The 24,589-nt window shown below is 71.9% G+C and carries 23 protein-coding genes; 9 read left to right on the plus strand and 14 right to left on the minus strand.

What is annotated here, in order from left to right:
• Position 1: 1 nt before the first annotated feature.
• Positions 2–1,084 (minus strand): serine hydrolase domain-containing protein, encoded by a 1,083-nt coding sequence (locus LCH29_RS29160; RefSeq protein ID WP_446464678.1) that lies wholly within the window; start codon positions 1,082–1,084, stop codon positions 2–4.
• Positions 1,045–2,373, minus strand: a complete 1,329-nt coding sequence (locus LCH29_RS29165) for a multidrug effflux MFS transporter (protein ID WP_446464679.1) — start codon at positions 2,371–2,373, stop codon at positions 1,045–1,047. Before LCH29_RS29165 ends, LCH29_RS29160 begins: the two co-directional genes overlap by 40 nt.
• 84 nt (positions 2,374–2,457) lie before the next feature.
• Between LCH29_RS29165 and LCH29_RS29170 the strand changes: the two genes are divergently transcribed.
• On the plus strand, positions 2,458–3,456 hold the full coding sequence (locus LCH29_RS29170; RefSeq protein WP_446464680.1) for a Gfo/Idh/MocA family protein: 999 nt from the start codon (positions 2,458–2,460) through the stop codon (positions 3,454–3,456).
• Between the two features lie 47 nt (positions 3,457–3,503).
• Here the strand turns inward: LCH29_RS29170 and LCH29_RS29175 are convergent, their stop codons facing one another.
• The gene (locus LCH29_RS29175) at positions 3,504–3,812 is read right to left on the minus strand and encodes a hypothetical protein (RefSeq protein ID WP_446464681.1); all 309 of its coding nucleotides are present in this window, start codon (positions 3,810–3,812) and stop codon (positions 3,504–3,506) included.
• Between the two features lie 229 nt (positions 3,813–4,041).
• Positions 4,042–5,121 carry a hypothetical protein gene (locus tag LCH29_RS29180; RefSeq protein WP_446464682.1) on the minus strand — a complete coding sequence of 360 codons (1,080 nt, stop codon included), beginning with the start codon at positions 5,119–5,121 and terminating at the stop codon, positions 4,042–4,044.
• Between the two features lie 400 nt (positions 5,122–5,521).
• Here LCH29_RS29180 and LCH29_RS29185 point away from each other — a divergent pair, with 400 nt between their 5' ends.
• Complete coding sequence (locus tag LCH29_RS29185; RefSeq protein ID WP_446464683.1) at positions 5,522–5,851, plus strand: hypothetical protein; 330 nt, start codon at positions 5,522–5,524, stop codon at positions 5,849–5,851.
• A gap of 58 nt (positions 5,852–5,909) precedes the next feature.
• Here LCH29_RS29185 and LCH29_RS29190 read toward each other — a convergent pair whose 3' ends face one another.
• Entirely contained in the window at positions 5,910–7,532 is a 1,623-nt protein-coding gene (locus tag LCH29_RS29190; RefSeq protein ID WP_446464684.1) for an alkaline phosphatase D family protein, read from the minus strand.
• Between the two features lie 173 nt (positions 7,533–7,705).
• Between LCH29_RS29190 and LCH29_RS29195 the strand changes: the two genes are divergently transcribed.
• From LCH29_RS29195 to LCH29_RS29205, 3 genes are all read left to right on the plus strand, one after another.
• Entirely contained in the window at positions 7,706–8,482 is a 777-nt protein-coding gene (locus tag LCH29_RS29195) for an SDR family oxidoreductase (RefSeq protein ID WP_446464685.1), read from the plus strand.
• Positions 8,483–8,632: 150 nt separating this feature from the next.
• The gene (locus LCH29_RS29200) at positions 8,633–9,292 is read left to right on the plus strand and encodes a hypothetical protein (RefSeq protein WP_446464686.1); all 660 of its coding nucleotides are present in this window, start codon (positions 8,633–8,635) and stop codon (positions 9,290–9,292) included.
• Between the two features lie 101 nt (positions 9,293–9,393).
• Entirely contained in the window at positions 9,394–10,269 is an 876-nt protein-coding gene (locus LCH29_RS29205; protein ID WP_446464687.1) for a glycosyltransferase family 2 protein, read from the plus strand.
• 22 nt (positions 10,270–10,291) lie between these two features.
• Here the strand turns inward: LCH29_RS29205 and bla are convergent, their stop codons facing one another.
• Positions 10,292–11,215, minus strand: coding sequence for a class A beta-lactamase (gene bla, locus LCH29_RS29210; RefSeq protein ID WP_446464688.1), 924 nt, complete (start codon positions 11,213–11,215; stop codon positions 10,292–10,294).
• Positions 11,216–11,397: 182 nt separating this feature from the next.
• Between bla and LCH29_RS29215 the strand changes: the two genes are divergently transcribed.
• Together LCH29_RS29215 and LCH29_RS29220 are read left to right on the plus strand one after the other, a co-directional pair.
• Positions 11,398–12,306 (plus strand): LysR family transcriptional regulator, encoded by a 909-nt coding sequence (locus tag LCH29_RS29215; protein ID WP_446464689.1) that lies wholly within the window; start codon positions 11,398–11,400, stop codon positions 12,304–12,306.
• Entirely contained in the window at positions 12,303–13,220 is a 918-nt protein-coding gene (locus tag LCH29_RS29220) for a serine hydrolase (protein WP_446464690.1), read from the plus strand. The genes LCH29_RS29215 and LCH29_RS29220 overlap by 4 nt, the downstream gene beginning before the upstream one ends.
• A 3-nt stretch (positions 13,221–13,223) precedes the next feature.
• Here the strand turns inward: LCH29_RS29220 and LCH29_RS29225 are convergent, their stop codons facing one another.
• Positions 13,224–14,891 carry an ATP-binding cassette domain-containing protein gene (locus LCH29_RS29225; RefSeq protein WP_446464691.1) on the minus strand — a complete coding sequence of 556 codons (1,668 nt, stop codon included), beginning with the start codon at positions 14,889–14,891 and terminating at the stop codon, positions 13,224–13,226.
• 280 nt (positions 14,892–15,171) lie between these two features.
• Positions 15,172–16,131, minus strand: a complete 960-nt coding sequence (locus LCH29_RS29230; RefSeq protein ID WP_446464692.1) for a helix-turn-helix transcriptional regulator — start codon at positions 16,129–16,131, stop codon at positions 15,172–15,174.
• 61 nt (positions 16,132–16,192) lie between these two features.
• Here LCH29_RS29230 and LCH29_RS29235 point away from each other — a divergent pair, with 61 nt between their 5' ends.
• Together LCH29_RS29235 and LCH29_RS29240 are read left to right on the plus strand one after the other, a co-directional pair.
• Entirely contained in the window at positions 16,193–16,774 is a 582-nt protein-coding gene (locus LCH29_RS29235; protein ID WP_446464693.1) for a DinB family protein, read from the plus strand.
• A 3-nt stretch (positions 16,775–16,777) separates the two neighbouring features.
• Positions 16,778–17,215 (plus strand): VOC family protein, encoded by a 438-nt coding sequence (locus LCH29_RS29240; RefSeq protein WP_446464694.1) that lies wholly within the window; start codon positions 16,778–16,780, stop codon positions 17,213–17,215.
• Positions 17,216–17,432: 217 nt separating this feature from the next.
• On the opposite strand, the gene LCH29_RS29245 is transcribed toward LCH29_RS29240, so the two are convergent.
• The 6 genes from LCH29_RS29245 to LCH29_RS29270 all read right to left on the minus strand — a co-directional run bounded on the left by LCH29_RS29245 (position 17,433) and on the right by LCH29_RS29270 (position 24,573).
• Positions 17,433–18,314, minus strand: coding sequence for a peptidoglycan-binding protein (locus LCH29_RS29245; RefSeq protein ID WP_446464695.1), 882 nt, complete (start codon positions 18,312–18,314; stop codon positions 17,433–17,435).
• A 61-nt stretch (positions 18,315–18,375) separates the two neighbouring features.
• Entirely contained in the window at positions 18,376–20,349 is a 1,974-nt protein-coding gene (locus tag LCH29_RS29250; RefSeq protein WP_446464696.1) for a glycoside hydrolase 5 family protein, read from the minus strand.
• 58 nt (positions 20,350–20,407) lie between these two features.
• Positions 20,408–21,463, minus strand: coding sequence for a LacI family DNA-binding transcriptional regulator (locus LCH29_RS29255; protein ID WP_446464697.1), 1,056 nt, complete (start codon positions 21,461–21,463; stop codon positions 20,408–20,410).
• Positions 21,460–22,287 carry a carbohydrate ABC transporter permease gene (locus LCH29_RS29260; protein WP_446464698.1) on the minus strand — a complete coding sequence of 276 codons (828 nt, stop codon included), beginning with the start codon at positions 22,285–22,287 and terminating at the stop codon, positions 21,460–21,462. The genes LCH29_RS29255 and LCH29_RS29260 overlap by 4 nt, the downstream gene beginning before the upstream one ends.
• A 15-nt stretch (positions 22,288–22,302) precedes the next feature.
• Positions 22,303–23,235, minus strand: a complete 933-nt coding sequence (locus LCH29_RS29265; protein WP_446464699.1) for a carbohydrate ABC transporter permease — start codon at positions 23,233–23,235, stop codon at positions 22,303–22,305.
• Positions 23,236–23,280: 45 nt separating this feature from the next.
• On the minus strand, positions 23,281–24,573 hold the full coding sequence (locus LCH29_RS29270; RefSeq protein WP_446464700.1) for an ABC transporter substrate-binding protein: 1,293 nt from the start codon (positions 24,571–24,573) through the stop codon (positions 23,281–23,283).
• Positions 24,574–24,589: the final 16 nt, after the last annotated feature.

The following is a 24,589-nucleotide window of genomic DNA, read 5'->3' on the forward strand; positions in this document are numbered from 1 at the left end:
TTCACAGCGCTCGGGCCAGGGCGGTGGCCGCCGCCGCGCGCGGCGCGCTGTCGCCGGGGCGGCGGCGGGGGTGGACCGTGTTGGCCAGCAGGATCAGGTAGCAGTCCCGGGCGCGGTCCAGCACCAGGCTGGTGCCCGTGAACCCGGTGTGCCCGGCCGCCCCCGCGCCCGCCAACTCGCCCATGAACCACGGCTGGTCGACCTCGAAGCCCAGCCCGGGCGCGGCCAGCATCAGGTCCACCGAGGCGGGCGAGAGCACCGGCCCGCCGCCCGCGAGCAGCGCGCGGCACAGCGCCGCCAGGTCGGCCGCGGTCGAGAAGAGCCCGGCGTGGCCCGCGACGCCGCCGAGCGCGTACGCGTTCTCGTCGTGCACCACGCCCCGCAGCATGCCCCGGTCGAGCTTGCCCCAGGGGCGCCGCTGGTCCTCGGTCGCGGCGATGCGCGGCAGCCAGGCGCGGGGCGGGCGGAAGCGGGTGGAGGCCATGCCCAGCGGGCCGGTGACGCGGTCCTGCACGAGGCCGTCCAGCGAGCCGCCGGTCGCCCGCTCCAGCACCCGCTGCATCAGCAGCAGGTTGAGGTCGGAGTAGCGGCGGGCGGCGCCGGGTGGGGTGGCGGGCGGTTCGGCGTACAGCCGCGCCCAGCGCGCCTCGTCCCCGTCGTACTCGTACAGCGGCAGCTCCGGGATCAGCCCGGACCGGTGGGTGAGCAGCTGCCGCACCGTGATGCCGTGGTCGGCGGCGGCCGTGCACTCGGGGGCGTAACGGGCGACCGGGGCGTCCAGCGCGATCTCCCCGCGCTCCAGCGAGCCCACCGCCACGATCGCGGTGAACAGCTTCGTCAGCGAGGCGAGGTCGAAGACCGTATCGGCGTGCGCCGGGACCCACTGCGCGCGCGGCAGCTCGCGGTCGTACGCGGCGTACCGCACCGCCCAGCCGAAGGCCCCTCCCGCGAGGGGCCCGGCGCTCGTCCCGGCGGTCACCACCGCGCCCGCGCACCAGGGGCGCTCCCCCTCGGGGAGCGCCTCCACGGTGCGTACGAGCCGGGTCAGGCCACCGTCACGCTCTGCTGGGTGCGTCGCTGCCACGGGCGGCAGAGTCCCACGAAGCAGCCCATGGCGGCCAGCGCGCACACCAGCTGGACGACGGCCATCGGCACGGCCGTGGTCTCGCCCGCGATCCCCACCAGCGGCGAGGCGACGGCCCCGAGCAGGAAGGTGGAGGTGCCGAGCAGCGCGGACGCGGAACCGGCGGCGTGCGGGGTGCGCATCAGCGCCTGGGCGTTGGTGTTCGGCATGGCCAGGCCCATCGACGACATCAGCACGAACAGGCAGGCCGCGACCGGTACGAGACCGACGTCGCCGAAGACCCCGGCGGACAGGGCCAGCAGCGCGGTCGCCGCGACGGCGATCGTCGTCAGCCCCACGCCGAGCACCTTGTCCATGCTGACGCGGCCGACGAGGATCCGGCCGTTGACCTGGCCCATGCCGATGAGGCCGATCGAGTTGAGCCCGAAGAGCAGGCTGAAGGTCTGCGGCGAGGCGCCGTAGATCTCCTGGACGACGAACGACGAACCGGAGACATAGGCGAAGAGGGCCGCGAAGGCGAAGCTGCCCGCGAGCATGTAGCCGGTGAAGACGCGGTCGGCGAGCAGCCCGCGCACCGTCCGCAGCGTCTCACCGAGCCCGCCGTCGTGGCGGCGCTCCGGGGGCAGGGTCTCGCGCAGGAAGCGCCAGACGACGAGGGTGAGCAGGGCGCCGATCACCGTCAGGACGACGAACACGCCGCGCCAGTCGGTGAAGCGCAGGATCTGGCCGCCGATCACGGGCGCGGCGATGGGCGCGACCCCGGAGATCAGCATCAGGGTGGAGAAGAAGCGGGCCATCGCGATGCCGTCGTACAGGTCGCGGACGACGGCACGGGCGATCACGATCCCGGCCGACCCGGCGAGCCCCTGGAGCAGCCGGAAGCCGATGAGCGTCCCGGCGGTGGGCGCGAAGGCGCAGATGGCGGTGGCGATGACGTAGATCACCATGCCGATGAGGAGGGGACGGCGGCGGCCCCACTTGTCGCTCATCGGGCCGACGACGAGCTGGCCGAGCGCCATGCCCATCAGGCAGGCGGTGAGGGTGAGCTGGGCGGTGGCGGCGGAGCTGTGGAGCGCGTCGGTGACCTCCGGCAGGGCCGGGAGGTACATGTCCATCGAGAGGGCGGGGAGAGCGGTGAGCCCGCCGAGGACGAAGGTGACGAGGAGGCTCGCGCGGCGCTGCGCGGTCGACGGAGCGGTGGCCTGGGGCGCGGCGGCGGAGGAGAGAGAAGAGGGGTCGGGTCTGTGGGACCGGTCGGGAGCGGCGGCCGTGAGGCCGGGCTGCTGCATGCTTGCCTTCCATGAGTCGTTGAATCGTTGTCTATGCTCTCAGCAGAATTGGAGTGCTCACGACCGAATAAGCCAGGGGTGCGGATGCCCGGACCGAAGAGCGAGCCCGTGCGGTGGGGGATCCTGGCGACCGGCGGGATCGCCGCGTCGTTCACCGAAGATCTGCTGGAGATGGAAGACGCGCAGGTCATGGCGGTGGGCTCGCGCAGCCCGGAGGCCGCGAAGCGGTTCGCGGAACGGTTCGGGATACCCCGCTCCTACGGCAGCTGGGCCGAGCTGGCCGCCGACGAGGAACTCGACGTGATATACGTCGCTACCCCGCACGCGGCCCACCGCACCGCCGCCGGCCTCTGCCTGGAGGCGGGCCGGGCGGTGCTCTGCGAGAAGGCGTTCACCCTGAACGCACGCGAGGCGGACGAGCTGGTCGCCCTCGCCCGGACCCGCGACCGCTTCCTGATGGAGGCGATGTGGACGTACTGCGATCCGGTCGTCCGGCGCATGACCGCCCTCGTCCGGGACGGCGCGATCGGCGAGGTCCGCGCGGTCCACGCCGACTTCGGCCTCCCCGGCCCCATCGCCCCCACCCACCGCCTGCGCGACCCGGCCCAGGGCGGCGGCGCCCTGCTCGACCTCGGCGTCTACCCGGTGTCCTTCGCCCATCTGTTGCTGGGCGAGCCGTCGGACGTCCAGGCCCGCGCCGAACTGTCCCCGGAGGGCGTGGACGTGAACACGGGCCTCCTGCTGGGCTGGGACACCGGCGCGGTGGCCCTCCTCGGCTGCTCCCTCACCGCCGATACGCCCAGGTCGGCGGCGGTGACGGGCTCCGCGGGCCGCATCGAGTTCCCCCGCGGCTTCTTCCACCCCGACCACTTCGTCCTGCACCGCCCGGGCCACGACCCGGAGGAGTTCACGGCCCCGGACGGCCTGCGCGCCTACCAGCGCGAGGCAGCCGAGGTGATGCGCTGCCTGCGCGCGAACGAACGCGAATCCCCCCTCGTCCCCCTGTCGGGCACCCTGGCCGTGATGCGCACCCTGGACACGGCCCGATCCAGGATCGGCGTCCGCTACCCGAGCGAGGGCTGAAGGCGTTTCATTGGCTCTGTGCCGCGGTGGCCCGGGATTTCTCCCGACTACGCGGGCTCGAGAAGGCTGACAACCGACACGCCTGTCTCTCCACCGACGAGCCGAAGCGCCACCTCTGCACGAGCGGCCAGATCAAGTGGCGTGGCCTGATGGACCTGATCGGCATGGACGATCCGGTCGAGCCCTGCGCCGACCAGCGGTGCGGCTGTCCGAAGGGAAGCGTGCAGGGCGACACCTTGGGTGGATCCCCCGTGCAGCACGATGTTACGGGTGCGGTAGAGGCGTCGTAGTGCGATGCGATAAGTGCTCATCACTTCCCCGAGGACACGACGAGGTTCCATCAGCAGGGCGACCATACGTTCCGCTGCTGGACGGTCGCTGTGCTTGGTACGTGCGCCCGAGAAATCCAGAGCTCTACCGCCGGACGCACGCAGCACTTCGGACACACACGATGCCCGTTCGAGGTTTGTCCCGCATGCGGCGAGTCGCCTGGCGAGGTCATCGGATTGCTGGGGTTTGTGGCGATGGGCCAGAGCCGTGAGTTCGGCTCGTGGCCAGGAGCAGGCGATGATCGCTGCCAGTCGATCAGCAGCAATGGCCTTCCCGGACCGCTCTGTCTCCTGCGGATCGTCGGGATGCGACAGAAGCGCCTCGATGGCTGCCCACGCACCGGCGACCGCGGGGCCGAAAGCTTCCCTGGTTGATGGGAGCGGCCAGTTCAAGCGCATCGTCGATACGGCTGCGTGAGCCACTGACGCGGTATAGGTGACCTTCGTTGACGAGCGTCAGCACATCGGCGCCACGGGCCGGTGGCGTGAACGGGATCGGCTGCGAATGTCCGGCTACCCATATGAAGGGAAGCGGCGTGATCCCACCCCGGTGGCGGCGCAGAAACGAGGAGCGGGCAACCATCCGCTCCACCATCTGTCGCGCCTGCTCAGCCGCGCCGTGGGCATCCCGCGCGCTGAACCGGTACAAGAAGCCACCACCCGGCCGCACGCCGGCGGTGTCGTGTCCGTGCTCCCGTAACCAGGCCACCACTTTCCCCTTGGGCAGCCAGTTCGGCAGCGGCTCGGCCAGCTCGCGCTGAGGCACCCCGGACAGGGCTACGAGAACTTCGAACGGTTCACGAGCCGTCCGCGCGAGGGCAGCAGCACTATCAGCGATACGGGTGATGTCCGCGCGGTCGACGTAGAGCCTCTTCGCCCACGCGAGCAGGTGGCTCGCGCTGTATCCGAGGTCCAGGAGATGCGCTGCGACCAGGCGTGAGAACCGCTCGGGTCCAGGACGGTTCTCCGAGGCCACTGCCACGGCCCAACGTTCGAGATATCCGGACCGGGCGTGATCGATGACCTCCCGCAACCGCCGCCGAGCCGGACTCGGATCAGGCAGGGGAGCGCTGAGGAGAGCAGTGATTTCCTGGCGCAGCTCGCGCTCCCCCAAGCCACGGTCCGGACCGATCAACCTGCGCAGTTCGGCACGCTGCCAGTCACAGGCGGCAGAAGACAGAACACCCTGAGCCTGCCAGCCGCCCGCCTCCCAGAGCTCCTCCAGAGCCAGGACCGAGCCGATGTCCCACAGCCTTCGAGCCCAAGGAGTGCCCTCGTCGGTGAAGTAGTCGATCATGCGCGCGAGAGCGTGGCGCGCATAGAGGTCATCGGGCACGGAAGGTATCGAGCTGGGCACGAAAGGTACGGCAGCGGAGGGAGCGGACCCCTGCTAACCTAAGGGCAGACTTAAAGGGGCACTCGCTGTTTACAGCCACTGCCCCTTTCTTCATGCCCGGCCTCTCCCCACATCGCAACACCGCCTGCCAGGGACTCCAAAAGACGCTTCGACTCGACGCAGCCGCTTCCCCCTCACCCGGTTGTGCGCACCAGCTTCTCCCCATGGCCCTTGACCGACCCCCGGCCCGAGGCTGCCCGAGGAGGCGACTGGCCGGTCCCCGTGGCTGAACACGCTGTCAAGGCAACGCGACGGCCTCGACCGGAATGGGACCGAACGACCGTACCCGCGGAGCCGACCGCGGGTACCGTTCTGGTGTCAAGTCGGAACGGGAGCCTGTATGCCCGCTATGGACCGTGCCGCCCTCACTCGCGAGAAGCTCCACGGCTGGGACTGCGTGCTCTGCGGCGCGCGCCTCGCCGCCGACCGGTCGGCCGGTACGGTCACCGTCGACCGGGGGCCGACCCGGACGACGTACGAGGTGTGGGCCTGCGGTCCCGCCTGCGGCGTGCGCCCCGACGCGCAGAAGCCGACGGCCTGGAGCCGGTTCCTCGACAACGCCACGACCGGATGCGCCGACTGCCGGACCGGTCGGCGATGCCGCGCTGGGCACGAACTGCTCGACGCGGCCCGGGAGGAAGCGCGTACCGCCGCGGTTGCGGCCCCGTAGGCCCGGACTGAGCCCGCGGCGCCGGTGGGGGCGCCGCGGGCCCTGGGGCTCTCACCGGTCAGACCTGCTGAAGCCCAGGGTTTCCGGCTTCGCTGACGAACGACGCCGCCGTGGTGAGCGGCGCGCCCGGGGTCGTGACCGCGGAGACCGTCTTGTAGTCGGCCCGCGCCTGATTGCCGTCCAGCGTGACCGTCACATAGCCGCGGCGGCCGTTGTAGAACTTCATGTGCGGGTTGGCGGCCATGTAGGTGGACCAGTTGGCCGGTTTGTCGGCGCCGTCCTTCCCGCTGGTGACCGACGTGCCGACGAACTCGACGCCCAGGGTCGGGGACGACGGGTTGTTGAAGTCCTTCTTGATGTCGAACGCGTAGTGGACGTGGACGTCGCCGGTCAGGACGACGAGGTTGTCGACGCCCGCCTGCTGGACGCCGTCCAGGACGCGGGAGCGGGAGGCGGGGTAGCCGTCCCAGGAGTCCATGGAGAGCTGGGAGCGCTCGGCGGTGGTGTTCTTCCGCTGCGAGAAGGTGACCTGCTGCGGGAGGACGTTCCAGGTGGCGGTGGAGCGGCGGAAGCCGTCCAGGAGCCAGCGCTCCTGGGTGGCGCCGGTGAGGGTGCGGGAGGGGTCCTCGGACTCGGGTCCCGGGTACTGCCAGCCGTCGCCGTACGCCTGGTTGGAGCGGTACTGGCGGGTGTCGAGGATGTCGAACTGGGCGAGCCGGCCGTAGTGGAAGCGCCGGTAGAGCCGCATGTCGGGGCCGTCGGGCCGCTGCGGCATGCGCAGCGGCATGTTCTCCCAGTACGCCCGGTAGGCGGCGGCACGGCGGATCAGGAACTCCTCGGGCGGGTTGCCGTGCTCGTCGATGTCGTCCGCGTAGTTGTTCTCGGTCTCGTGGTCGTCCCAGGTGACGAACCAGGGGAAGGCGGCGTGGGCGGCCTGGAGGTCCGGGTCGGACTTGTAGAGGGCGTAGCGCAGCCGGTAGTCCCCGAGCGTCATGGTCTCGGTGTTGAAGTGCGCGGGGAGGGTGCGGTCGGTGTAGTTGCGGGCGCCGCCGACCGCGCTGACGGCGTACTCGTAGTGGTAGTCGCCGACGTGGAAGACGGCGTCCAGGTCCTCGCCCGCGAGGTGCTTCAGGGCCGTGTAGTAGCCGTCGTGGTACGCCTGGCAGGACACCAGGCCGAAGCGCATGTCACGGATCTTGGCGCCGTACGACGGGGTGGTGCGGGTGCGGCCGGCGGGGCTGGTCCACTTGCCGGCCCGGAAGCGGTACCAGTAGACGCGGTCGGGTTCGAGGCCTTTGGCGTCCACGTGCACGGTGTAGTTGAACTCGGCGTGTGCGGTGGCGGTTCCGCGCGCGACCACCCGGCTGAAGTGCTCGTCGCGGGCGATCTGCCACTCGACCGTGACGGCGCCCTCCTCGGGCAGTCCGTTGCCCGGCTCGTAGGCGCGGGGCGCGAGTCTGGTCCACAGCACGACGGCATCGGGCAGCGGATCGCCGGATGCCACGCCGAGCGTGAAGGGGTTTTCGGTGAGCGCGTCCGTACGTACCTGCGCGGCCTGGGCGCTGGGCAGGTTGGTGGAGAAGGCCAGTGCGGCGGCTGCTCCGGTGACGGTGAGGAAGCGGCGGCGGCCCAGATGTGCTGCCGCGGCTCGTATCGCCTGCTGGTGTGCGGCGTGTGCCATGTGCTCTCCCCTGGCTCGTGGCGTCAGAGGAATTGGAGTGTCAGGGGGAGGCCGCACGCTTGCCTATACACGACGCACACATGTCGGCTGGGTGAGGTCCGTTTCCGGATAGGACGTTTGCCGTCATACACCCTGCGGGAGCAGGGATGTGACGTGGCGTACGCTGCCGCTCCATGAACCGAAGCGAGGGTGTGCCGGTGGTGTCGAAGGTCGCCGTGGTGACGGGCGCGGGCTCCGGGATCGGCCGGGCGGTGGCGCTCGAACTCTACGAGTCGGGCTGGTCGGTGGTGCTCGCGGGGCGCCGCGAGGAGACCCTCGCGGAGACGGCGCGGCGGGCGGGCGACGGCCCCTCGGTCCTCGCCGTGCCGACGGACGTGAGCAGGCCCGCGCAGGTGGACGCCCTCTTCGCGACCGTACGGGACCGCTTCGGACGGCTCGACCTGCTGTTCAACAACGCGGGCAGCTTCGGCCCGCGCGGGGTGCCGGTGGAGGACCTCAGCGCCGAGGACTGGCAGGCGGTCGTGGACGTCAATCTGACGGGCGCCTTCCTGTGCGCACAGGGCGCCTTCCGGCTGATGCGTGATCAGGATCCGCGAGGCGGACGGATCATCAATAATGGCTCGATTTCCGCCCATGCCCCGCGCCCGCACAGCATCGCGTACACGGCGACCAAGCACGCGCTGACCGGGCTGACCAAGTCGCTGTCGCTGGACGGGCGGGCGTACTCCATCGCCTGCGGACAGATCGACATCGGCAACGCGGAGACGGAGATGACCGGGCAGATGCGGGCCGGTGTACTCCAGGCGAACGGGGAGGTGGTGGCCGAGCCGGTGATGGACGTGGCGGATGTGGCACGTACCGTGCGGCATATGGCCTCGCTGCCGCTGGAGGCGAATGTGCAGTTCGCGACGGTACTGGCGACGGGGATGCCGTACATCGGTCGCGGCTGACGGGCGGTGGGTCGTCACCGATCGTAGATAACCCCCGGCCCGATCGAATAATGTGACCGAGCGGAAATTCACCCCAAGAGATCAACTTCGCCCAAAGATACGACCCAGATTGACCGCAGATCCGACCACCCACGATCGAAGAAGACCGCATTGCGTTCTCTCCCGCTCACCCTGGTCGCCCGCATCCTGCCCGTCGCCGTCCTCGCCGTGGCAGGCGTGGCCATGACCACCTCCGGCTCCGGCGACGCGGACGACACGCGCTCCCAGGCGGCCGACGCCTCCCCGACCCCGTCCGCCGCCGATCCGACGGGGGGCGGCGGATCCGGGATCGCCCCGGACGGGGGCGGAGGCGGCGCGAGCACGGCGGGGCGCTACTCCAAGCCGCCGGCCGAGGCCTGCTCCGCGCTCCCGGCCGCCACGGTCAAGAAGCTGGTGCCGGGCGCGAAGACCAGCGGAAACGAGCTGAAGTCCAGCGACCTCAACCGCCGCTCGGGCTGCTCCTGGCACGCCCTGGACGGCTTCGACTACCGCTGGCTGGACATAAGCTTCGACGTCACCGGCCGGGCGCCCGCGGGCTCCGGCGACCCGGTGTCCGGGCTCGGCGACAAGGCGACCGTCAACGACAAGATCACCAGCGACGACGACCAGCAGGTGCGCGAGGCGGTGGTGACCGTCCGCAAGGACAACGCGACCATCGTGGCCACCTACAACGGCGGCGATTTCGAGAGCCACAAGGCTCCCTCGTCCAAGGTGGTCCGCGACGGAGCGATCAGCGCTGCGAAGAATGCGCTCTCCGCGCTCGACGAATGACCGCTTTTGCGTATGTCGATGAACATGCGCTGTGTTTCGACAGGCCGCCTGAGCGTCTGGTTACGATCACCTCACCGTAACCAACCCCCTGGAGTTCCGCCGTGTCCGAACCACGTCTGGGCGTCGCCATCCTGACCATGGGCAATCGGCCCAGAGAGGTGGCCGCCCTGCTGGAGTCGGTCGCGAAACAGGACGTACCGCCCACCCGCATCGTCGTCGTCGGCAACGGCTCCCCGCTGCCCGCGATGCCGGACGAGGTGACCGCGGTCGAGCTGGACGAGAACCTCGGCGTGTCCGGCGGCCGCAACGTCGCCTGGCAGCGGCTGCGCGACTTCGGTGACGTCGACGTCGTCATCGACCTCGACGACGACGGGCTGCTCGTGGACGCCGATGTGTTCCGTACCGTGCGCGACCTGTACGCGGACGACCCGCGGCTGGGCATCGTCAGCTTCCGCATCGCCGACGAGACCGGCGAGACCCAGCGCCGCCACGTCCCCCGGCTCCGGGCGAGCGACCCGATGCGCGGCGGCGAGGTGACCACCTTCCTCGGCGGCGGACACGCCCTGTCCGTGCCGATGCTGGAACGGATCGGCGGCTGGCCGGACGAGTTCTTCTTCACCCACGAGGAGACCGACCTCGCCTGGCGGGCGCTCGACGCCGGATGGAAGGTGCTGTACGCCCCCGAACTGCTGCTCCAGCACCCCCGCACCTCCCCCGCCCGGCACGCCGTCTACCACCGGATGACCGCGCGCAACCGCGTCTGGCTCGCCCGCCGCCACCTGCCGCTGCCCCTGGTCCCCGTCTACCTCGGTACGTGGACCCTCCTCACCCTCGCCCGCACCCGCGCCCTCGACGGGCTGCGGGCCTGGGGCGGCGGCTTCCTGGAGGGCGTCCGCACCCCGTGCGGCACCCGGCGGCCCATGCGGTGGCGCACGGTGTGGCGGATGACGCGGCTGGGCCGCCCGCCGGTGATCTGACGCACCCTCACACAGGACCCACTCAGACGAGCGCGTCCGCCACCAGGGCGGCGGCCCGGGCCACCAGGGGGTTGTCCGTCGGGCCCTGGGGGTCGTACTTGGTGGAGAGCACCGACAGCACCAGCGGGGTGCGCTCCGGCGGCCAGACGACGCCCACGTCGTTGGCCACCCCGTACTGGGTGCCGCCGCCCGTCTTGTCCGCCAGGATCCAGTCGGCGGGCAGGCCCTTGCGGAACCGTTCGGTGTTGGTGGTGTTCGCCACCAGCCACCCGGTCAGCCGCGTGCGGTCCTCGCGGGTGAGCGCACGGCCGAGGACGAGGCGGGCGAACGTCTTCCCGATGGCGCCGGGGCTGGTGGTGTCCGTGTCCCGCCAGGGCTCGGCCGTGTTCAGCTCCGGCTCCCAGCGGTCGAGCCGGGTCGTCCCGTCGCTGAGGGAACGGCAGAAGCGGGTGATGGCGGTCGGCCCGCCCAGGTCCTGGAGCAGCAGGTTCCCGGCGGCGTTGTCGCTCTCGCTGACGGCGGCGGCGCACAGCTGCTCGACGGTCAGCCCGCCCTCGATGTTCTCCGGCTTGCCCGTGACCGGGGCGTAGCCCGCCTTCCGGACGAACTCCTCGGTGTAGTGGACGCGCTTGGCGAGGAATTCACCGTCGCGGTCGAGGTCGCGCAGGACCGCCGCGGCGGCGAGCGCCTTGAAGACGGAGCAGATCGGGAAGCGCTCCTCGGCCCGGTACGCCACCGTCGCCCCGGTGGCCGGGTCGAACGCGAACACGCCCAGCCTTGCCGCGTACTCCTCCTCCAGTGCCCGCAGTTGCCGGGTGACGTCAGCTGCGGATGCCGCGGACGCGGTGCCCGGTACGGGCACCAGGGCGGCCAGGGCCGTACCGGCGCCCAGGGCCAGCACGCGGCGGCGGGACGGGGCGGCGGGGCGTGGGGTGATGTGCTGCACGGGCGGTCCTCGTTTCTCGTGGTGGGACGGTCGGTGTGACGGCCTGTGTGACGGTTCGGTGTGACGGGAGTCGTGCCGGAGTCGCACGCCGTCAGTGAAGACCGCGGCCGTTCGCCCTGTCGAATACACTCTCGACGTCCGCGTGATTCCATTTGGATATCCGGGCACGTCAGGGGGGCTCGTTGCTGACCGAACGGCACGTGGAAATCTTCGTCGCGCTGGCGGAGGAGCAGCACTTCGGCGCCGCCGCGCAGCGCGTGGGCATCACCCAGCCACCGCTGTCGCAGGGGCTTCGCCGACTCGAAACGCTGCTGGGCGTACGCCTCTTCGACCGCACCCGGGGCGTCGCCCTCACCGACGAGGGCGCCCTGCTGCTGCCGCACGCCCGCCGCGCGCTCACCGCGCTGGCGGAGCTGCGGGAAGCCGGGGCTCGCGAGCGGGCCGACGGGCGGCGGCTGCGGCTCGGTCTGGCCCCCGAGGTGCCCCCGCGGGTCGCGGCGGCGGTGGCCTCCGCGCCGGTCCGGGCCGGGGAGCGCGGCCGTCTCGCGGTGGTGACGGCGCCGACCGCCACGCTGCTGTCCGAGACCGCGGCGGGGCGGCTCGACATCGCGGTGGTGCAGCACCCGGCGGTGCTGCACGGGCTGGCGGCCGGGCGGGTGGTGCTCTTCCCCACCTGGCTGCTCACGCCCGCCGACGCCCCCGACCGCCCCGACGCCCACACGGAAACACGCGGGCTGCCCGTGGCCGTGCGCCCGCGGGAGGAGGCTCCGGCGGCGTACGACCTGTTCGTCGACACCCTGGCCAGCCGCGGGCGGCGCGTGGAGACCGTCACGGTCTCCGACGAACGCGCCGGGCTCGCCCTGGTGGCGGCGGGTCAGGCGACGCTGGTCACGGCCGACCCCACGCTGACCGCCGACGGCATCGAGCGCACCCGGGCCGTCGACCCGCCGCTGCCCCTGCGGTTGCGGGTGGTGTGGGACTCCCGGCAGCCGGACGGCGAGGAGACCGAGCGGACGGCGCGGTTGCTGGTGGAGGCCCTGTCGTTGCAGGCGGCGTCCCTCGACGTGGCAGCGGCGCGGGCGGCGCGATGAGCGGGCCGCAGGGGTGGGAGGTCCGGGCGCGGCGCACGATCCGCGGCCTGTTCGCCGACGCCGGTGTCCGCGGCTGGCTGCACGTGGCCGATCTGCGCCGCCCCGAGGCGTGCGTGGCGATCGACCCCGACGAGCCGGTCCCGGTGGGCTCCGTCTACAAGGTGCCGCTGATGGTCGCGTTCTGGCGGCTCGTGGACGCCGGGACGCTCGATCCGTACGAGCGGATGACGCTCGGCGCGTCGGACCGGATGCCCGGCCCCACCGGCATCTCCATCCTGCGCGACGACATCACCGTCTCCCTCCGCGACCTGGTCACCCTCATGATGAGCGTGTCCGACAACACCGCCGCCGACGTGCTGCTGCGCCGGGTCGGCACCGAGGCCGTCGACGAGGTGTGCCGGGACCTCGGCATGCCGGACACCCGCATCCACGGCGGTGTGGCCACCACGTTCGCGCAGCTGGTGGCGGAGACCGGGGCCGAGTCGCTGAGCGCGGCGATGCGGCGCCTCGCGGACAACGACACGACCGTTCCCCTCGCCGTCTACGGCCCCCTCCTCAAGTCCTCCGCCACGCCCGCGGACATGGCCCGGCTGCTGCGCGCCATCTGGACCGGCCGGGCGGCCTCCGCCGACGCCTGCGCGGTCATGCGCGAGGTCATGGGCAGGCAGCCGTGGACGCACCGGCTCGCCTCCGGGTTTCCGTACGACGACGTGACCGTGTCGGGGAAGACCGGGACGTTCGGGTCGATGCGCCACGAGGCCGGGGTCGTCGAACTCGCCGACGGCAGCGCGTACACCGCCGTGGTGTTCACCCAGGCGGCGCGCGCCGACAGCCGACTGCCGCGCGCGGACGCGGTCATCGGCGCCGCCGCCCGTACCGCGGTGGAGGAGCTGCGCGGCAACGAGGGCACGTAGGCATCATGCGGGTTCCTCACCGGACTCCTCCAACAGCGCGATCACCTCCTCGGCGGACGTCTCCCGCAGCTCCTCGCCGACGAGCAGCCAGCGCGTGATGCCGACCGATTCGAGGAACGGCAGGTCGTGACCGGCGATCAGCAGCGCGCCCCGGTACGACGCGAGCGCACCGGTCAGCTGACGCACGCTGGCCAGGTCGAGGTTGTTGGTGGGCTCGTCCAGCATCAGCAGCTGCGGGGCCGGGGCGGCGAGCATGGTGGCCGCGAGGGCGGCCCGGAAGCGCTCACCGCCGGAGAGGGTGCCCGCGGGCTGTTCGGCGCGCGCCCCCTTGAACAGGAACCGGGCGAGCTGGGAGCGGATGTGGTTGTCACTGACGCCGGGCGCCCTGCGGGACACGTTCGCCGCGACGCTCAGCTCGTCGTCCAGCACGTCCAGGCGCTGCGGCAGGAAGCGCAGCGGTACGAACGCCCTGGCCTCGCCGGACAGCGGGGCCAGCTCCCCGGCGAGGGTGCGCAGAAGTGTCGTCTTCCCCGCCCCGTTACGGCCGACCAGCGCGATGCGTTCGGGGCCGTGCACCCGGAGGTCGCCGCCGCGCAGCCGCCCGTGGCAAGGGCGCAGTGCGCTCAGGCTCAGCACGGTGCGGCCCGCGGGGACGGCGGTGTGGGGCAGGTCCACCCGGATCTCGGCGTCCTGGCGGACCGCCTCCGCGGCCTCCTCGCGCCGCTCGCGCGCCTCCCGCAACCGGTCCTCGTGCACCCCGCGGAGCCCGGCCGCCGACTCCTGGGCAGCGCGTTTGCGGTTGCCCGCGACGATGCGCGGGACCCGCCGCTCGGCCTCCATCTTCTTGCCGCGCCGCTCCCGGCGGGCCAGCTTGATCTGGTTCTCCTCCAGTTCGCGCCGCTGTTTGCGGACGTCCGCCTCGGCGACCCGCAGCGCCCTCCCGGCCGCCTCCTGCTGGACGGCCAGGGCTTCCTGGTACGCGGACCAGCCGCCCCCGTACCAGCTCACCTCCCCGGACCGCAGTTCGGCGATGCGGTCGACCCGCTCCAGCAGGTCGCGGTCGTGGCTGACGACGATCAGCACTCCGGAGCGCCAGGAGTCGACGGCCTCGTAGAGCCTGCGCCGCGCGAACAGGTCGAGGTTGTTGGTCGGCTCGTCGAGCAGCAGCACGTCGGGGCGCTCCAGCAGCAGCGCGGCCAGCCGCAGCAGTACGGTCTCCCCGCCGGACATCTCGCCCACGGTGCGGTCGAGTTCGAGGCCGCCGAGTCCGAGCGAGCCGAGGGTCGCGAGCGCCCGTTCCTCGACGTCCCAGTCGTCGCCGACCGTCTCGAAGTGTTCCGTACGGACGTCCCCGGCCTCGATGGCCCGCAGCGCGGCGCGCCGCTCGGCGATGCCCAGCGCGCGGTCGACGCGGAGCGCGGTGTCGAGGGTGATGTTCTGCGGCAGATAGGCGAGGCTGCCGCCGATGGTCACCGACCCGCGGGCGGGGCGCAGCTGACCGGCCAGCAGTTGCAACAGGGTGGATTTTCCGGTGCCGTTGGTGCCGACGAGCCCGGTGCGGCCCCGGCCGACCGTGAGGGACAGCCCGTCGAAGAGCGGGGTGCCGTCGGGCCACTGGAAGGAGAGGTTGGAGCAGGTCACGGCGACGCCGGGCGTGGTGGTTTCGGCCATGGTGATTCTCGCAGTCGTCAGCGCTGGGACAAGGGCGTCGTATGCGAGCACCACGCGGCGGCCGGGCCGGGAGGGGCGGATGGGGTGCGGGGCCTGTCGGAGTGAGGGACGGCTCATGCACCGAGGTCGCATCCACGCGTACGGCAACGCCGTACCGCGCGATGATCGCGAACCTCAGATGCGCAACGTCCACCTCTATCGGAGACAACAGGACGCGGTCACGATAGCGCAGCCGCCTCGCGGCGGCAGCGCATTTTTGGGCCTCGTGGAGGTCGGGCCGTCAGCCGGGGGTGGCCATGGCCGCTATGCGGCGGGCCAGGCGGGCGGCGGCTTCGCGGAGTTCCGGGGGGTCCAGGATCTCCGCCTCGATGCCCAGGCGGGCCACGTGGACGGCGAGCCAGTCCAGGTCGTCGCCGCCCGCGACGAGGACGCACCAGCCGTCGCGGTCGTCCTCGACGCGGCCCACCTGGGGTGGCACCAGCTCGCGCACCCGGGCGGGCGGGGCGTGCAGGCGGACCCGGGCGACGTAGCGGTACGGCGCCCCGGTCACCGACTGCTGGACGTAGGCCACCGGGTCCGGGTGTTCCCGCGGGCGGAAGCGCCAGGTCGTGGCCGTCGCCTCGCGCATCCGGTCCAGGCGGAAGGTGCGCCAGTCGTCGCGGTCGGTGTCCCAGGCCATCAGGTACCAGCGGCGGCCGGTGGTGACCATCCGGACCGGTTCGACCGTGCGCTCGCGTTCATCGCCACCGCGGGCGGCGTAGCGGAACCGCACCCGTACCGCGTCGCGGCAGGCCCGCGCGAGGGTCACCAGCAGTTCCGCGTCGATCTCGACGCCGGGGCCGACCAGGGTCTCGGTGGCGCCGTGCACCGCGCGCACCTCGGCGCGCAGCCGGGGCGGCATCACCTGGTCGAGCTTGGCGAGCGCCCGCAGCGCGGCCTCGCCCGCCCCGGCGACCGTGCCGCCGGACGCCAGCCGCAGGGACACCGCGGTCGCGATGGCCTCCTCGTCGTCGAGGAGCAGCGGCGGCAGCCGGGTGCCCGCGCCGAGCTGGTAGCCGCCGCCGACGCCCGGCGCCGCGTGGACGGGGTAGCCGAGCGCGCGCAGCCGCTCCACGTCGCGGCGCACCGAGCGGTCGGTGACGCCCAGCTCGGCGGAGAGTTCGGCGGCGGTCCACGACGCCCGGCGCTGGAGCAGCGCCAGCAGCCGCAGCACCCGTTCGGTCGTCCCCTCTACGGTCATGTCCTCATCGTTCCACCGATCGCGGAAGGAAGCTGTCCGCTATCTGCGCAAGGCTGCGCTCATGAACGACCAGACGTGGAACACCCTGCTGCGCGAGCAGATCGGCTGGCACTGGACGTACCAGCTGCGCGACCGTCTCGACGGGCTCACCGACGACGAGTACTTCTGGGAGCCGGTGCCCGGCTGCTGGAACGTGCGCCCGCGCGGCACCGGCAGCGCCCCGGTGCAGGCCGGGTCCGGCGCGATGACCATCGACTTCGCGATGCCGGAGCCCGACCCGCCGCCGTTCCCGACGATCGCCTGGCGCCTCGGGCACGTGATCGTCGGCGTGCTCGCGATGCGGAACGCCTCGCACTTCGGCCGTACGCCCACCGACTACCAGTCGTATCCCTACGCCGCGACCGCGGCCGAGGCGCTGGCCCAGCTCGACGCGGAGTACGCCACCTGGCAGGCGGGGGTGGAGTCCCTCGGCGAGTCCGGCCTCGCCCGGCCCTGCGGGACGGCGGAGGGCCCGTACGCCGACCATCCGATGGCGGCGCTCGTGCTGCACATCAACCGCGAGATGATCCACCATCTGTCCGAGGTGTGCCTGCTGCGCGATCTGTATCTGCACACCCACCGGACCCGACGGGAGGCGAGCTGACACATGGCCCGCGACGTTCAGATCACCTTCGACTGTGCCGACCCGGCCGCGCTGTCCGCGTTCTGGGCCGAGGTCCTGGGCTACCGGGTGCAGGATCCGCCCGAGGGCTTCGGCTCGTGGGACGAGGCCCTGGAGGCGATGGGCGTGCCGCCCGAGCGGCGCAACGACGCCTCGGCGCTGCTCGGCCCCAATGGTTCCGGGCCGCGGCTGTTCTTCCAGCGGGTGCCGGAGGGCAAGCGGGCCAAGAACCGCGTGCACCTCGACGTACGGGCCGCCCCCGGGCTCGAAGGGGACGCGCGGATGGCGGCGCTGGAGGCGGAGGCCGAACGGCTGGTGTCCCGCGGCGCCACCCGGCTGGAGCGCCACGAGCCCGCTCCCCCGCTCGGCACCGGGCACATCGTGATGGCCGACCCCGAGGGCAACGAGTTCTGCCTCGACTGACCGTCCGGGAGCGCGGAAAGGGCCTCGCGCCGTGGCGCGAGGCCCTCCGGAAGGCTAGGGGGTGTCTTGTCGATCAGGCCGGATCAGCGAGCGGCGTCAGGGGGCACCTCCCAGCGGTAGCTGGGGGAGCGACGAGCGCGGGGCCGCGGGTGCCGCCCGCCGCGGCAGCGGCTGATGTCACCGCGGCGTCGGGAGCTTGGCATGATCGGCGAGACACCTAGTCCTGCGGTACGCGCAGCTTGTCCCAGCTCGTCTGGCCCGGGATGCCGTCGGCGTCATCGCCGGAGAAGCCGAGCTTCCGCTGCCACGCCGCGTACGAATTCTGGTCGGCGCCCGTCCACTCCGGGCCCGGGCCCTCCTCGTAGTGGTCGCAGCCCTCGGCCACGAGACGCTTCCCCATGGCCGTAATGATCTTGCTGTCCCGGCCGTCGCGGAAGAAGTCGGCGCCCGGGAAGGGCTCGTACTCCGCCAGGGGCTTCGGCTTCGTCTCGTCGGGGCCCTCCGGCGTGGCGCCGAGCCGCTTGCCGATGCGCGTGCGCATGCCGTTCATCGTGAAGCCGCGGGGGTCGCTCTTCCCCGGCTGCCACTCCAGGTGGCCGATCACGGACTTCTCGCTCCAGCCGTGGGCCCGGCAGAGGGCGGCGGACACCTTCTCGATGGCCAGCTTCTGCTCCTCCGGCCACGGGTCGTCGCCGTCGCCGAGGTTGATGCATTCGAAGCCGTAGAAGCGGGCGTTGCCGTCCTTGTCGGCCTCGTTGTCGGACGGCAGCCCGGTCTCGTTGATCACCGCGTTCAGGACGTCGTTGTCGCCGGGGCCCGCGTGGTTGGCGCGGCCGTTGCCGACGAGGTGGATCTCGCCCTTCTTGTCGATGACGCCGTGACAGAGCGGCCCGGGGAGGTCCGCGTGGCCGTCGTAGCAGAGTGCGACGGAACTGTCGGTGCCCGAGCTGGCGGTGTGGTGGATCATGACGCCGTTGACCGGGCCCCACGCGCCCTTGGAGTTGCGGTTGTGCGAGCGCCAGCTGCGGACCTCGTGGACGGTCAGGCCCTCGTCACGCAAGGCCTTCAGAAGTCTGTCGGCGCTCAGGGGCGTTGCCATGTGCTGTACTCCTTCGGTCCCTCTGGTTCCTCGTCATATACGGACGCAGCGAGCGCATCCCTCAGTTTCCGGCCCCGGCGTCCGCGTCCCCGAGCTCCAGCACCCGTACGCCGTACGCGTCCAGTCCGATGTCCGTGGCCGGTTCGCCCGTCGCGAGGTCGCGCAGTTCCCCGTCCGCCGCCGGGCGCACCGTGAGCGGCTCCGCCGACTGGCTGACCAGCCACACGAACCGCCGCCCGTCCTCGTGCACCAGCACATCGGCGCCGACATACGGGGTGTCGACCGTCACCGGGCGGTCCGCACCGGCGAGTTCGGCGAGCGCCGCGTACAGCCGGTGCGTCTGCTCGGGATTGACGCGGGCGGTGCGCGCCGCCATGTGCTCCAGCGGGTACGTGGCCAGCACGGTGCGGCCACGGCCGGTCTCGTGGACCAGGAGCGCGGGACGGCCGTGGGCGTCGGTGGCGACCACCCTGGCCTCCCGGGGGACGACGGGGAGGTAGGCGCGGGAGTCCTCGTTGCCCGCGACGGGGAACCGCAGCGTGTCCCCGGCGGTGAGCGGGCCGAGGTCCTCGGTGAAGGTCATGACCAGGGTGTCGTCCTCGATGGGCTCCGCCACCCCGTACGAGAGCTGGAGTTCCACCCCGAACAGCGCGTCCAGACCGTCGAACCAGGGGCCGCGGGTGCCCGGGTGTTCCCCGGAGCAGAAGGAGAGGTACACGGTGGCGCCGTCGCGGGCCCGCCGCTCCAGTGCGCGCCGGGTGCGGGTGGTCAGCTGGCGCGTCGAGGGCAGCAGGTACAGCGAGACGCCCTCCTCGATGCCGTCCGACTCGAGGCCGTCCGCCTCGCGGAGGAAGCCCACCGGCAGGTCTGCGGCGCGCGCGGCGGCGTACGCCTGGTGGAGCGAGGTGAAGATGAGCGGCCGGTCGGCGGGGCGGCTGTAGGGGTAATCGTGCTCCAGGAACGCGGGCACCACCAGCGCCGCGCCGGTGTCCGCGCGGCGGCACCGTGGGAAGTCGACCCGCCGCAACACCTCGGCGAAGGAGCGGAGTTCGAGCAGCGGCGTCTTGGGGGCGCCGGTGGAGTCGGTGATGCCGAAGTGCATCTCGAAGGGGTGGTGGTCGTACGGGGACCGGTCCCACAGGTCGTCGTAGTCGGTGTTGTTCCACGCGATCCAGCCGGTGGCCCCGCCGAGGAGGGAGTTGTGCAGCGTCTGGCGGTAGTACACGGCGGCGTTCTCGGCCGAGACCGTGTCGGTCGACACCCCGAACTCCTCCAGCACGACGGGCGCGCCGGTCACCGCGGCCAGCTCGCATTCGAAGGCGGCGCGGTGGTGCTGCCGCACCCGGTCGGTGTCGGAGCGGTAGACGTGGGGGCCGACGAAGTCGACGTACTCGGCGGTCTCGCGCAGCGAGAAGCCGTTGTCCCGGCCGGTCACCTCAATGCCCCACGCGCCGTCCCCGAGCGAGACCGGCTGGGTACCGCCGGCCGCCCGCACCGCGTTGCACATGGACTGGGCCCAGGCGGTCACGACATCGCTGGAGGGCGGGTCCACCTGGTAGACACGGCCGTAGCCGGGCATCTCGTTGGTGATCAGCCAGCCCGTGACCGCCGGGTGGTCCTTGAAGCGACGGGTCATCTGCGACACGAACCACGCCTGGCGGCCGACCAGCCACACGTCCTCGTACAGATCGCGGCCGCCGCGCCAGGCCGGATCCCAGTTCTCACCGGACATGTGGCCGACGATAAAGGTCGGGATGGTCCCCATCCCCGCCTCGGTGTGCGCGTCCAGGAAGTCACGGAAGCGCGCGCACAACTCCTCGTCGACCCTGTGCGGTTCGGGGTGGAAGTCGGGCCAGTAGAAGAAGGAGCGGGTCATGGTCAGACCGTGCTCGCGCAGGACCCCCAGTTCCTCGCGGACCGTCTTGGGGTCGTAGTCCCGCCACATCAGGGGCCCGCCGGTGCGGGACCAGAAGTTGGCGCCGAGCCAGGGCAGGACGGCGGGGTGGTGGGTGAGCTGGGCGCTGTGGCGTCGCATGGGCTCTCTTCTGTCGCTTTCGGTTTCCGTCCGTGCGCGGACGTGGCGGATCAGCGGTTCAACGAGGAACGGGGCCCGTGGAGTCGCGGGCCACGAGTCGGGGCCGCCCGTCGAGCCGGGCGTCCCCCGCGTCCTCGCCGCAGCGGGCCAGGAGCAGCCGCGCGGCGGCCGCGCCGACCTGCTGCACCTGCTGGTCGACGGTGGTCAGGCGGGGGTGCAGCCAGCGGCCGATCGGCAGGTTGTCGTAGCCGACGACGGACAGGTCGGCCGGGACCCGCAGCCCGGTGCGCTGGGCGGTGCCGATGCCGCACACCGCCATGGAGTCGTTGGCGTACACGATGGCCGTGGGCGGGTCCGCGGCGTCCAGCAGGGCTTCGGTGGCGGCGATGGCCGCGCCTTCGGAGAAGTCGGTGTGCAGCACGGCGAAGGGCCGGTGGCCCGCGGTGCGCAGGCCGTCCTCGAAGCGGCGGCGGCGCAGCCGGGTGTGCTGGAGTTCGGCTGGGCCCGCCACATAGGCGATGCGCCGGTGGCCAAGGCCCAGCAGATGGTCGACCGCCTCCCCCACGCCCGCGCCCTGGTGTCCCAGCCCGACGCCCGGCACGGCCGCGTCGGGGTCGGGCGCGCCGAGCATGACGGCGGGCAGGCCGAGCCGGGTCAGCAGCGCGGGGCGGGGGTCGTCGGTGCGCGCGTCGGTGAGGACGGCGCCGTCGACGCGGCCCTCCGCGGCCAGGCGTTCGTACAGCGTGCTCTCCTCGTGGACATCGGTAACCAGGTGGAGGAGCAGCCCGTATCCGCGCGGCGCCAACTCGCCCTCGATGCCGGTGATCAGCTCACTGAAGTGCGGGTCGGCACCCAGGACGTCGGTGGGGCGGCGTACGACGAGGGCGAGGGTACGGGTGCGGGCGCTGCGCAGCGCGGCGGCCGAGGCGCTCGGCGACCAGCCGAGGTCCACGGCGGCGTCCAGGATGCGGCGCCGGGTGGCTTCGGAGAGCCGCCCCTTGTTGTTGAACGCCTGGGACACCGCGGCCGTGGACACGCCCGCGACGGCGGCGACGGCCTTGATCGTCGGCCGTGGACGCCCGCCCTGGACGCGCTGCTCCGGCACCGTGCTCACATCTTCACCGCCCCGCTGATGAGCGCCCGTTGCATGCGCTTCTGAAGCGCCGTGTAGACGATCCACACCGGTACGAGGGTGAGGATCGTCCCCGCGGTCAGCACACCGTAATCGGTTCCCGTGATCGCCTTGAGAGTGGGCAGCGCCACCTGGACCGTGCGCTGGGCGGGGTCCGGGCCGATGATGACGAGCGAGTACAGGTACTCGTTCCAGAAGGTCAGGAAGTTCAGCAGCAGTACGGTCGCGATCCCCGGCAGGCACATCGGCGTGTAGACGTGGCGCAGCACGGCGAAGGTGGAGGCGCCGTCGATACGGGCGGCCTCCTCCATCTCGGCGGGCACGGTCCGCATGAACTGCACCAGGATCACCACCGACAGGGGCATCGCCGTGGCCGGGAGGAACAGCACCATGAAGGTGCGCGTGTGGAACAGGCCGGTCGCCGCGGCCAGCAGGAAGGTCGGGAAGAGCGCGGCGAAGGTGGGGATGAGGAAACCGAGCGAGAACACCTTCTCCAGCACCGCGGCCAGCCGTCCGGTGGACCGGGCCAGCGCGAACGCCGCGGGGATGGCCAGCGCGAGGGTGAGGATCAGCGAACACGCCGTCACCAGGCACGAGTTGACGACCGCGAGCCCCAGGTCGGCGCGCTGGAACGCGGTGGAGAAGTTGCCCGGGTCCAGGGACGACGGCGGCGCGAAGGGGCTGGCGAAGATCTCCTCGTTGGTCTTGAAGGAGGAGGCGAGGAAGTAGTACAGCGGGACGACCAGCAGCACGACATAGGTCCACACCAGGACATGAGCGGGCAGCCAGGACTTGCCGAGCTTCATGGTGAGCGGCTCCGATCAGTAGGTCTGGCGGAACGAACGGCGGATGAGCAGGAGCCCCACGAGCCCGGTCAGGAAGAGGAACACCCCCACGGTCTGGCTGTAGCCGAGGTCGGCCGCGATGAACGCCTTCTGGTAGACGAGGAAGGAGAGCGTCGTGGACGAGGCGCCGGGCCCGCCCTGGGTGAGCAGCAGGACGTGCTGGGCGGAGCCGAAGAGGGTCCACAGGAACTGGAGCATGGTCACCACGCCCACGTAGTCGCGGATCACCGGGAAGTGGATGCGCCACATGGCCCGCCAGTGCCCGGCGCCGTCCAGCTGCGCGGCCTCGCCGACCTCGTCCGGCACGCTGGAGAGCCGGGCGGCGAACAGGACGGCGGTGAAGCCGATGCCGCTCCACAGGTCCAGGGCGATCAGGCAGCCCAGCGCCGTCGACGGCGAGGCCAGCCACGCATCGGTCAGCGACCCCAGCCCCACCGCCTTGAGCGCCCCGTTGGCCAGGCCGTCCGGGGAGAGGGCGGCGTAGAACACCATCGCCTTGGCGGGGGTGGAGATCAGCCCCGGAACGAACAGCAGATAGCGGACGACCCGGTGCCCCGGTGGCCGCTGCGCCACGTAGTAGCCCAGCATGTACGCGCAGGTGATCATCACCGGCAGCGCCACGGCCAGCTGCACGGCGGTGTTGCGCACCGCCTCCCAGAACACCGGATCGTCCAGGACGGTACGGACGTTCCCGAGCCCGGCGAACGTGACCGGCTGGAGCATTCCCGGCCAGTGCAGGGCGGCCACGACGAAGATGGCGGCCATCGGGCCGACCATGAAGACCAGGTACCAGACCAGGGCCGGTACGGCGAGGATCGTGCCGCCTTCGCGCCTGCGGCGCGCCGCGGACGGGGACGGGGCCGGGGGCGGGAGGACGGTCCCGCCCCGGGTGGGCGTCAGCGTCGTCATGGGGTGACTCCCGGGGGTTCGGGTGAAGTTCTCATACGGGGCACCTCACGCACCGCGGTACGCGGCTTCGAGGGCGACGCGCACCTTCGCGGCGCCGGTCCCGCGGGTGAAGGACGTGCTCGTCGCGGTGATGAGCGGCTGGGTCGCGGCGGGCGGGACGTACACGTCCGGCAGCAGCGCCTGGCTCACCCGGCCGCCGAGCCGCTGCGCCGCGGCCACCAGCGGGAAGCCGGTGCTGACGGCGTCGGTCCGCAGGGCCATGTCCCGGCCGCTCTCCTCGATGAACCGGGACACGGTCTCGGGCCGGTACATGAAGCGCACGAACTTCTCGACGGCCTCGATCTTCTTGGCGCCGTTCGGGCTGATCCAGAGGCCGATCAGGGTGTACGTGCGCAGGATCGTGGGCTTGTCGTGGACCGCTCCCGGCGCGAGCGGCCAGCCGCCCACCTCGGTCCGGCGCGCCACCTTCTCCGGCACCTCGGCCAGCGCCGAGGACATCGCGGACTCGATGGCCGCGGACCCGGTGTTGAACTGGGTGGTCATGGAGTCCGAGGTGAGACCCTGCGCCTTGTCGACGAAGACACCGGCGTCGCGCAGCTCCACGAAGTAGTCGATCCCCTGCCGCGCGCCCCGGCTCCCGCTGAAGTCCCCGGTGGCGAAGACGTGCTCGGCCTCGTCCTCGGTGAGGAAGGTCTGGATGATCTGCGCCAGCAGCTTCTGCCCGGTCCAGTCGTTGCCGCCCGTGGTCACCGGGCCGATGCCCTTGGCGCGCAGCTTCCGCGCGGTGCCGATGAGCGCGTCGCCGGTGCGGGGTATCCCGTCGACACCGGCCCGCTCCAGGAGCGCCGTGTTGTAGGCGATCGGCCAGTTGGTGGCGAAGTACGGGAAGGCCCGCAGCCGCCCCTTCCCATCGGTCCAGGACTTCAGCGCCACCGGCAGGACGCGCTCCCGCAGCCCCCAGTCGTCCAGATAGCCCCTGACGTCGACCGTGGCACCCACGTCCGTCCAGGCCAGGGTCTTGTCGTACAGGTTGACCATGACGACGTCCGGCTCCTTACGGGCCAGCCGCGAGGTCTCGTAGACCTGGGCGAGATCGTCGCCGTTGATGAGGTTCTTGACCTTCAGGCCGGGGTTCTCCGCCCGGAAGCGCCGCAGAGCGGCGAGATAGGTCGGGGAGCCGGGCGCGGTGGTGCCCAGCTGGCTGTGGATCACGAGCGTATGGGGATCGGCATCCTCGGCGGCCAGCGCGGAGCAGCCGGACAGGGCGGGCAGGGCGGTCGCGGCGGCAAGTCCGGACCCGGCGGCGAGAAGGCCGCGCCGACTCAAGGGTGGGCGCACAACGGATGTCTCCAAC

It is taken from the genome of Streptomyces sp. BRA346, from assembly GCF_052851135.1.

Coding starts and splice junctions, on each gene's coding strand:
- LCH29_RS29230 (WP_446464692.1), bottom strand. CDS start 16,131: ATGACCGTAGAGGGGACGACCGAACGGGTGCTGCGGCTGCTGGCGCTG.
- LCH29_RS29175 (WP_446464681.1), bottom strand. CDS start 3,812: ATGGTCGCCCTGCTGATGGAACCTCGTCGTGTCCTCGGGGAAGTGATG.
- LCH29_RS29240 (WP_446464694.1), top strand. CDS start 16,778: ATGGCCCGCGACGTTCAGATCACCTTCGACTGTGCCGACCCGGCCGCG.
- LCH29_RS29190 (WP_446464684.1), bottom strand. CDS start 7,532: ATGGCACACGCCGCACACCAGCAGGCGATACGAGCCGCGGCAGCACAT.
- LCH29_RS29265 (WP_446464699.1), bottom strand. CDS start 23,235: ATGACGACGCTGACGCCCACCCGGGGCGGGACCGTCCTCCCGCCCCCG.
- LCH29_RS29185 (WP_446464683.1), top strand. CDS start 5,522: ATGCCCGCTATGGACCGTGCCGCCCTCACTCGCGAGAAGCTCCACGGC.
- LCH29_RS29165 (WP_446464679.1), bottom strand. CDS start 2,373: ATGCAGCAGCCCGGCCTCACGGCCGCCGCTCCCGACCGGTCCCACAGA.
- LCH29_RS29245 (WP_446464695.1), bottom strand. CDS start 18,314: ATGGCAACGCCCCTGAGCGCCGACAGACTTCTGAAGGCCTTGCGTGAC.
- LCH29_RS29260 (WP_446464698.1), bottom strand. CDS start 22,287: ATGAAGCTCGGCAAGTCCTGGCTGCCCGCTCATGTCCTGGTGTGGACC.
- LCH29_RS29195 (WP_446464685.1), top strand. CDS start 7,706: ATGAACCGAAGCGAGGGTGTGCCGGTGGTGTCGAAGGTCGCCGTGGTG.
- LCH29_RS29235 (WP_446464693.1), top strand. CDS start 16,193: ATGAACGACCAGACGTGGAACACCCTGCTGCGCGAGCAGATCGGCTGG.
- LCH29_RS29170 (WP_446464680.1), top strand. CDS start 2,458: ATGCCCGGACCGAAGAGCGAGCCCGTGCGGTGGGGGATCCTGGCGACC.
- LCH29_RS29225 (WP_446464691.1), bottom strand. CDS start 14,891: ATGGCCGAAACCACCACGCCCGGCGTCGCCGTGACCTGCTCCAACCTC.
- LCH29_RS29250 (WP_446464696.1), bottom strand. CDS start 20,349: ATGCGACGCCACAGCGCCCAGCTCACCCACCACCCCGCCGTCCTGCCC.
- LCH29_RS29220 (WP_446464690.1), top strand. CDS start 12,303: ATGAGCGGGCCGCAGGGGTGGGAGGTCCGGGCGCGGCGCACGATCCGC.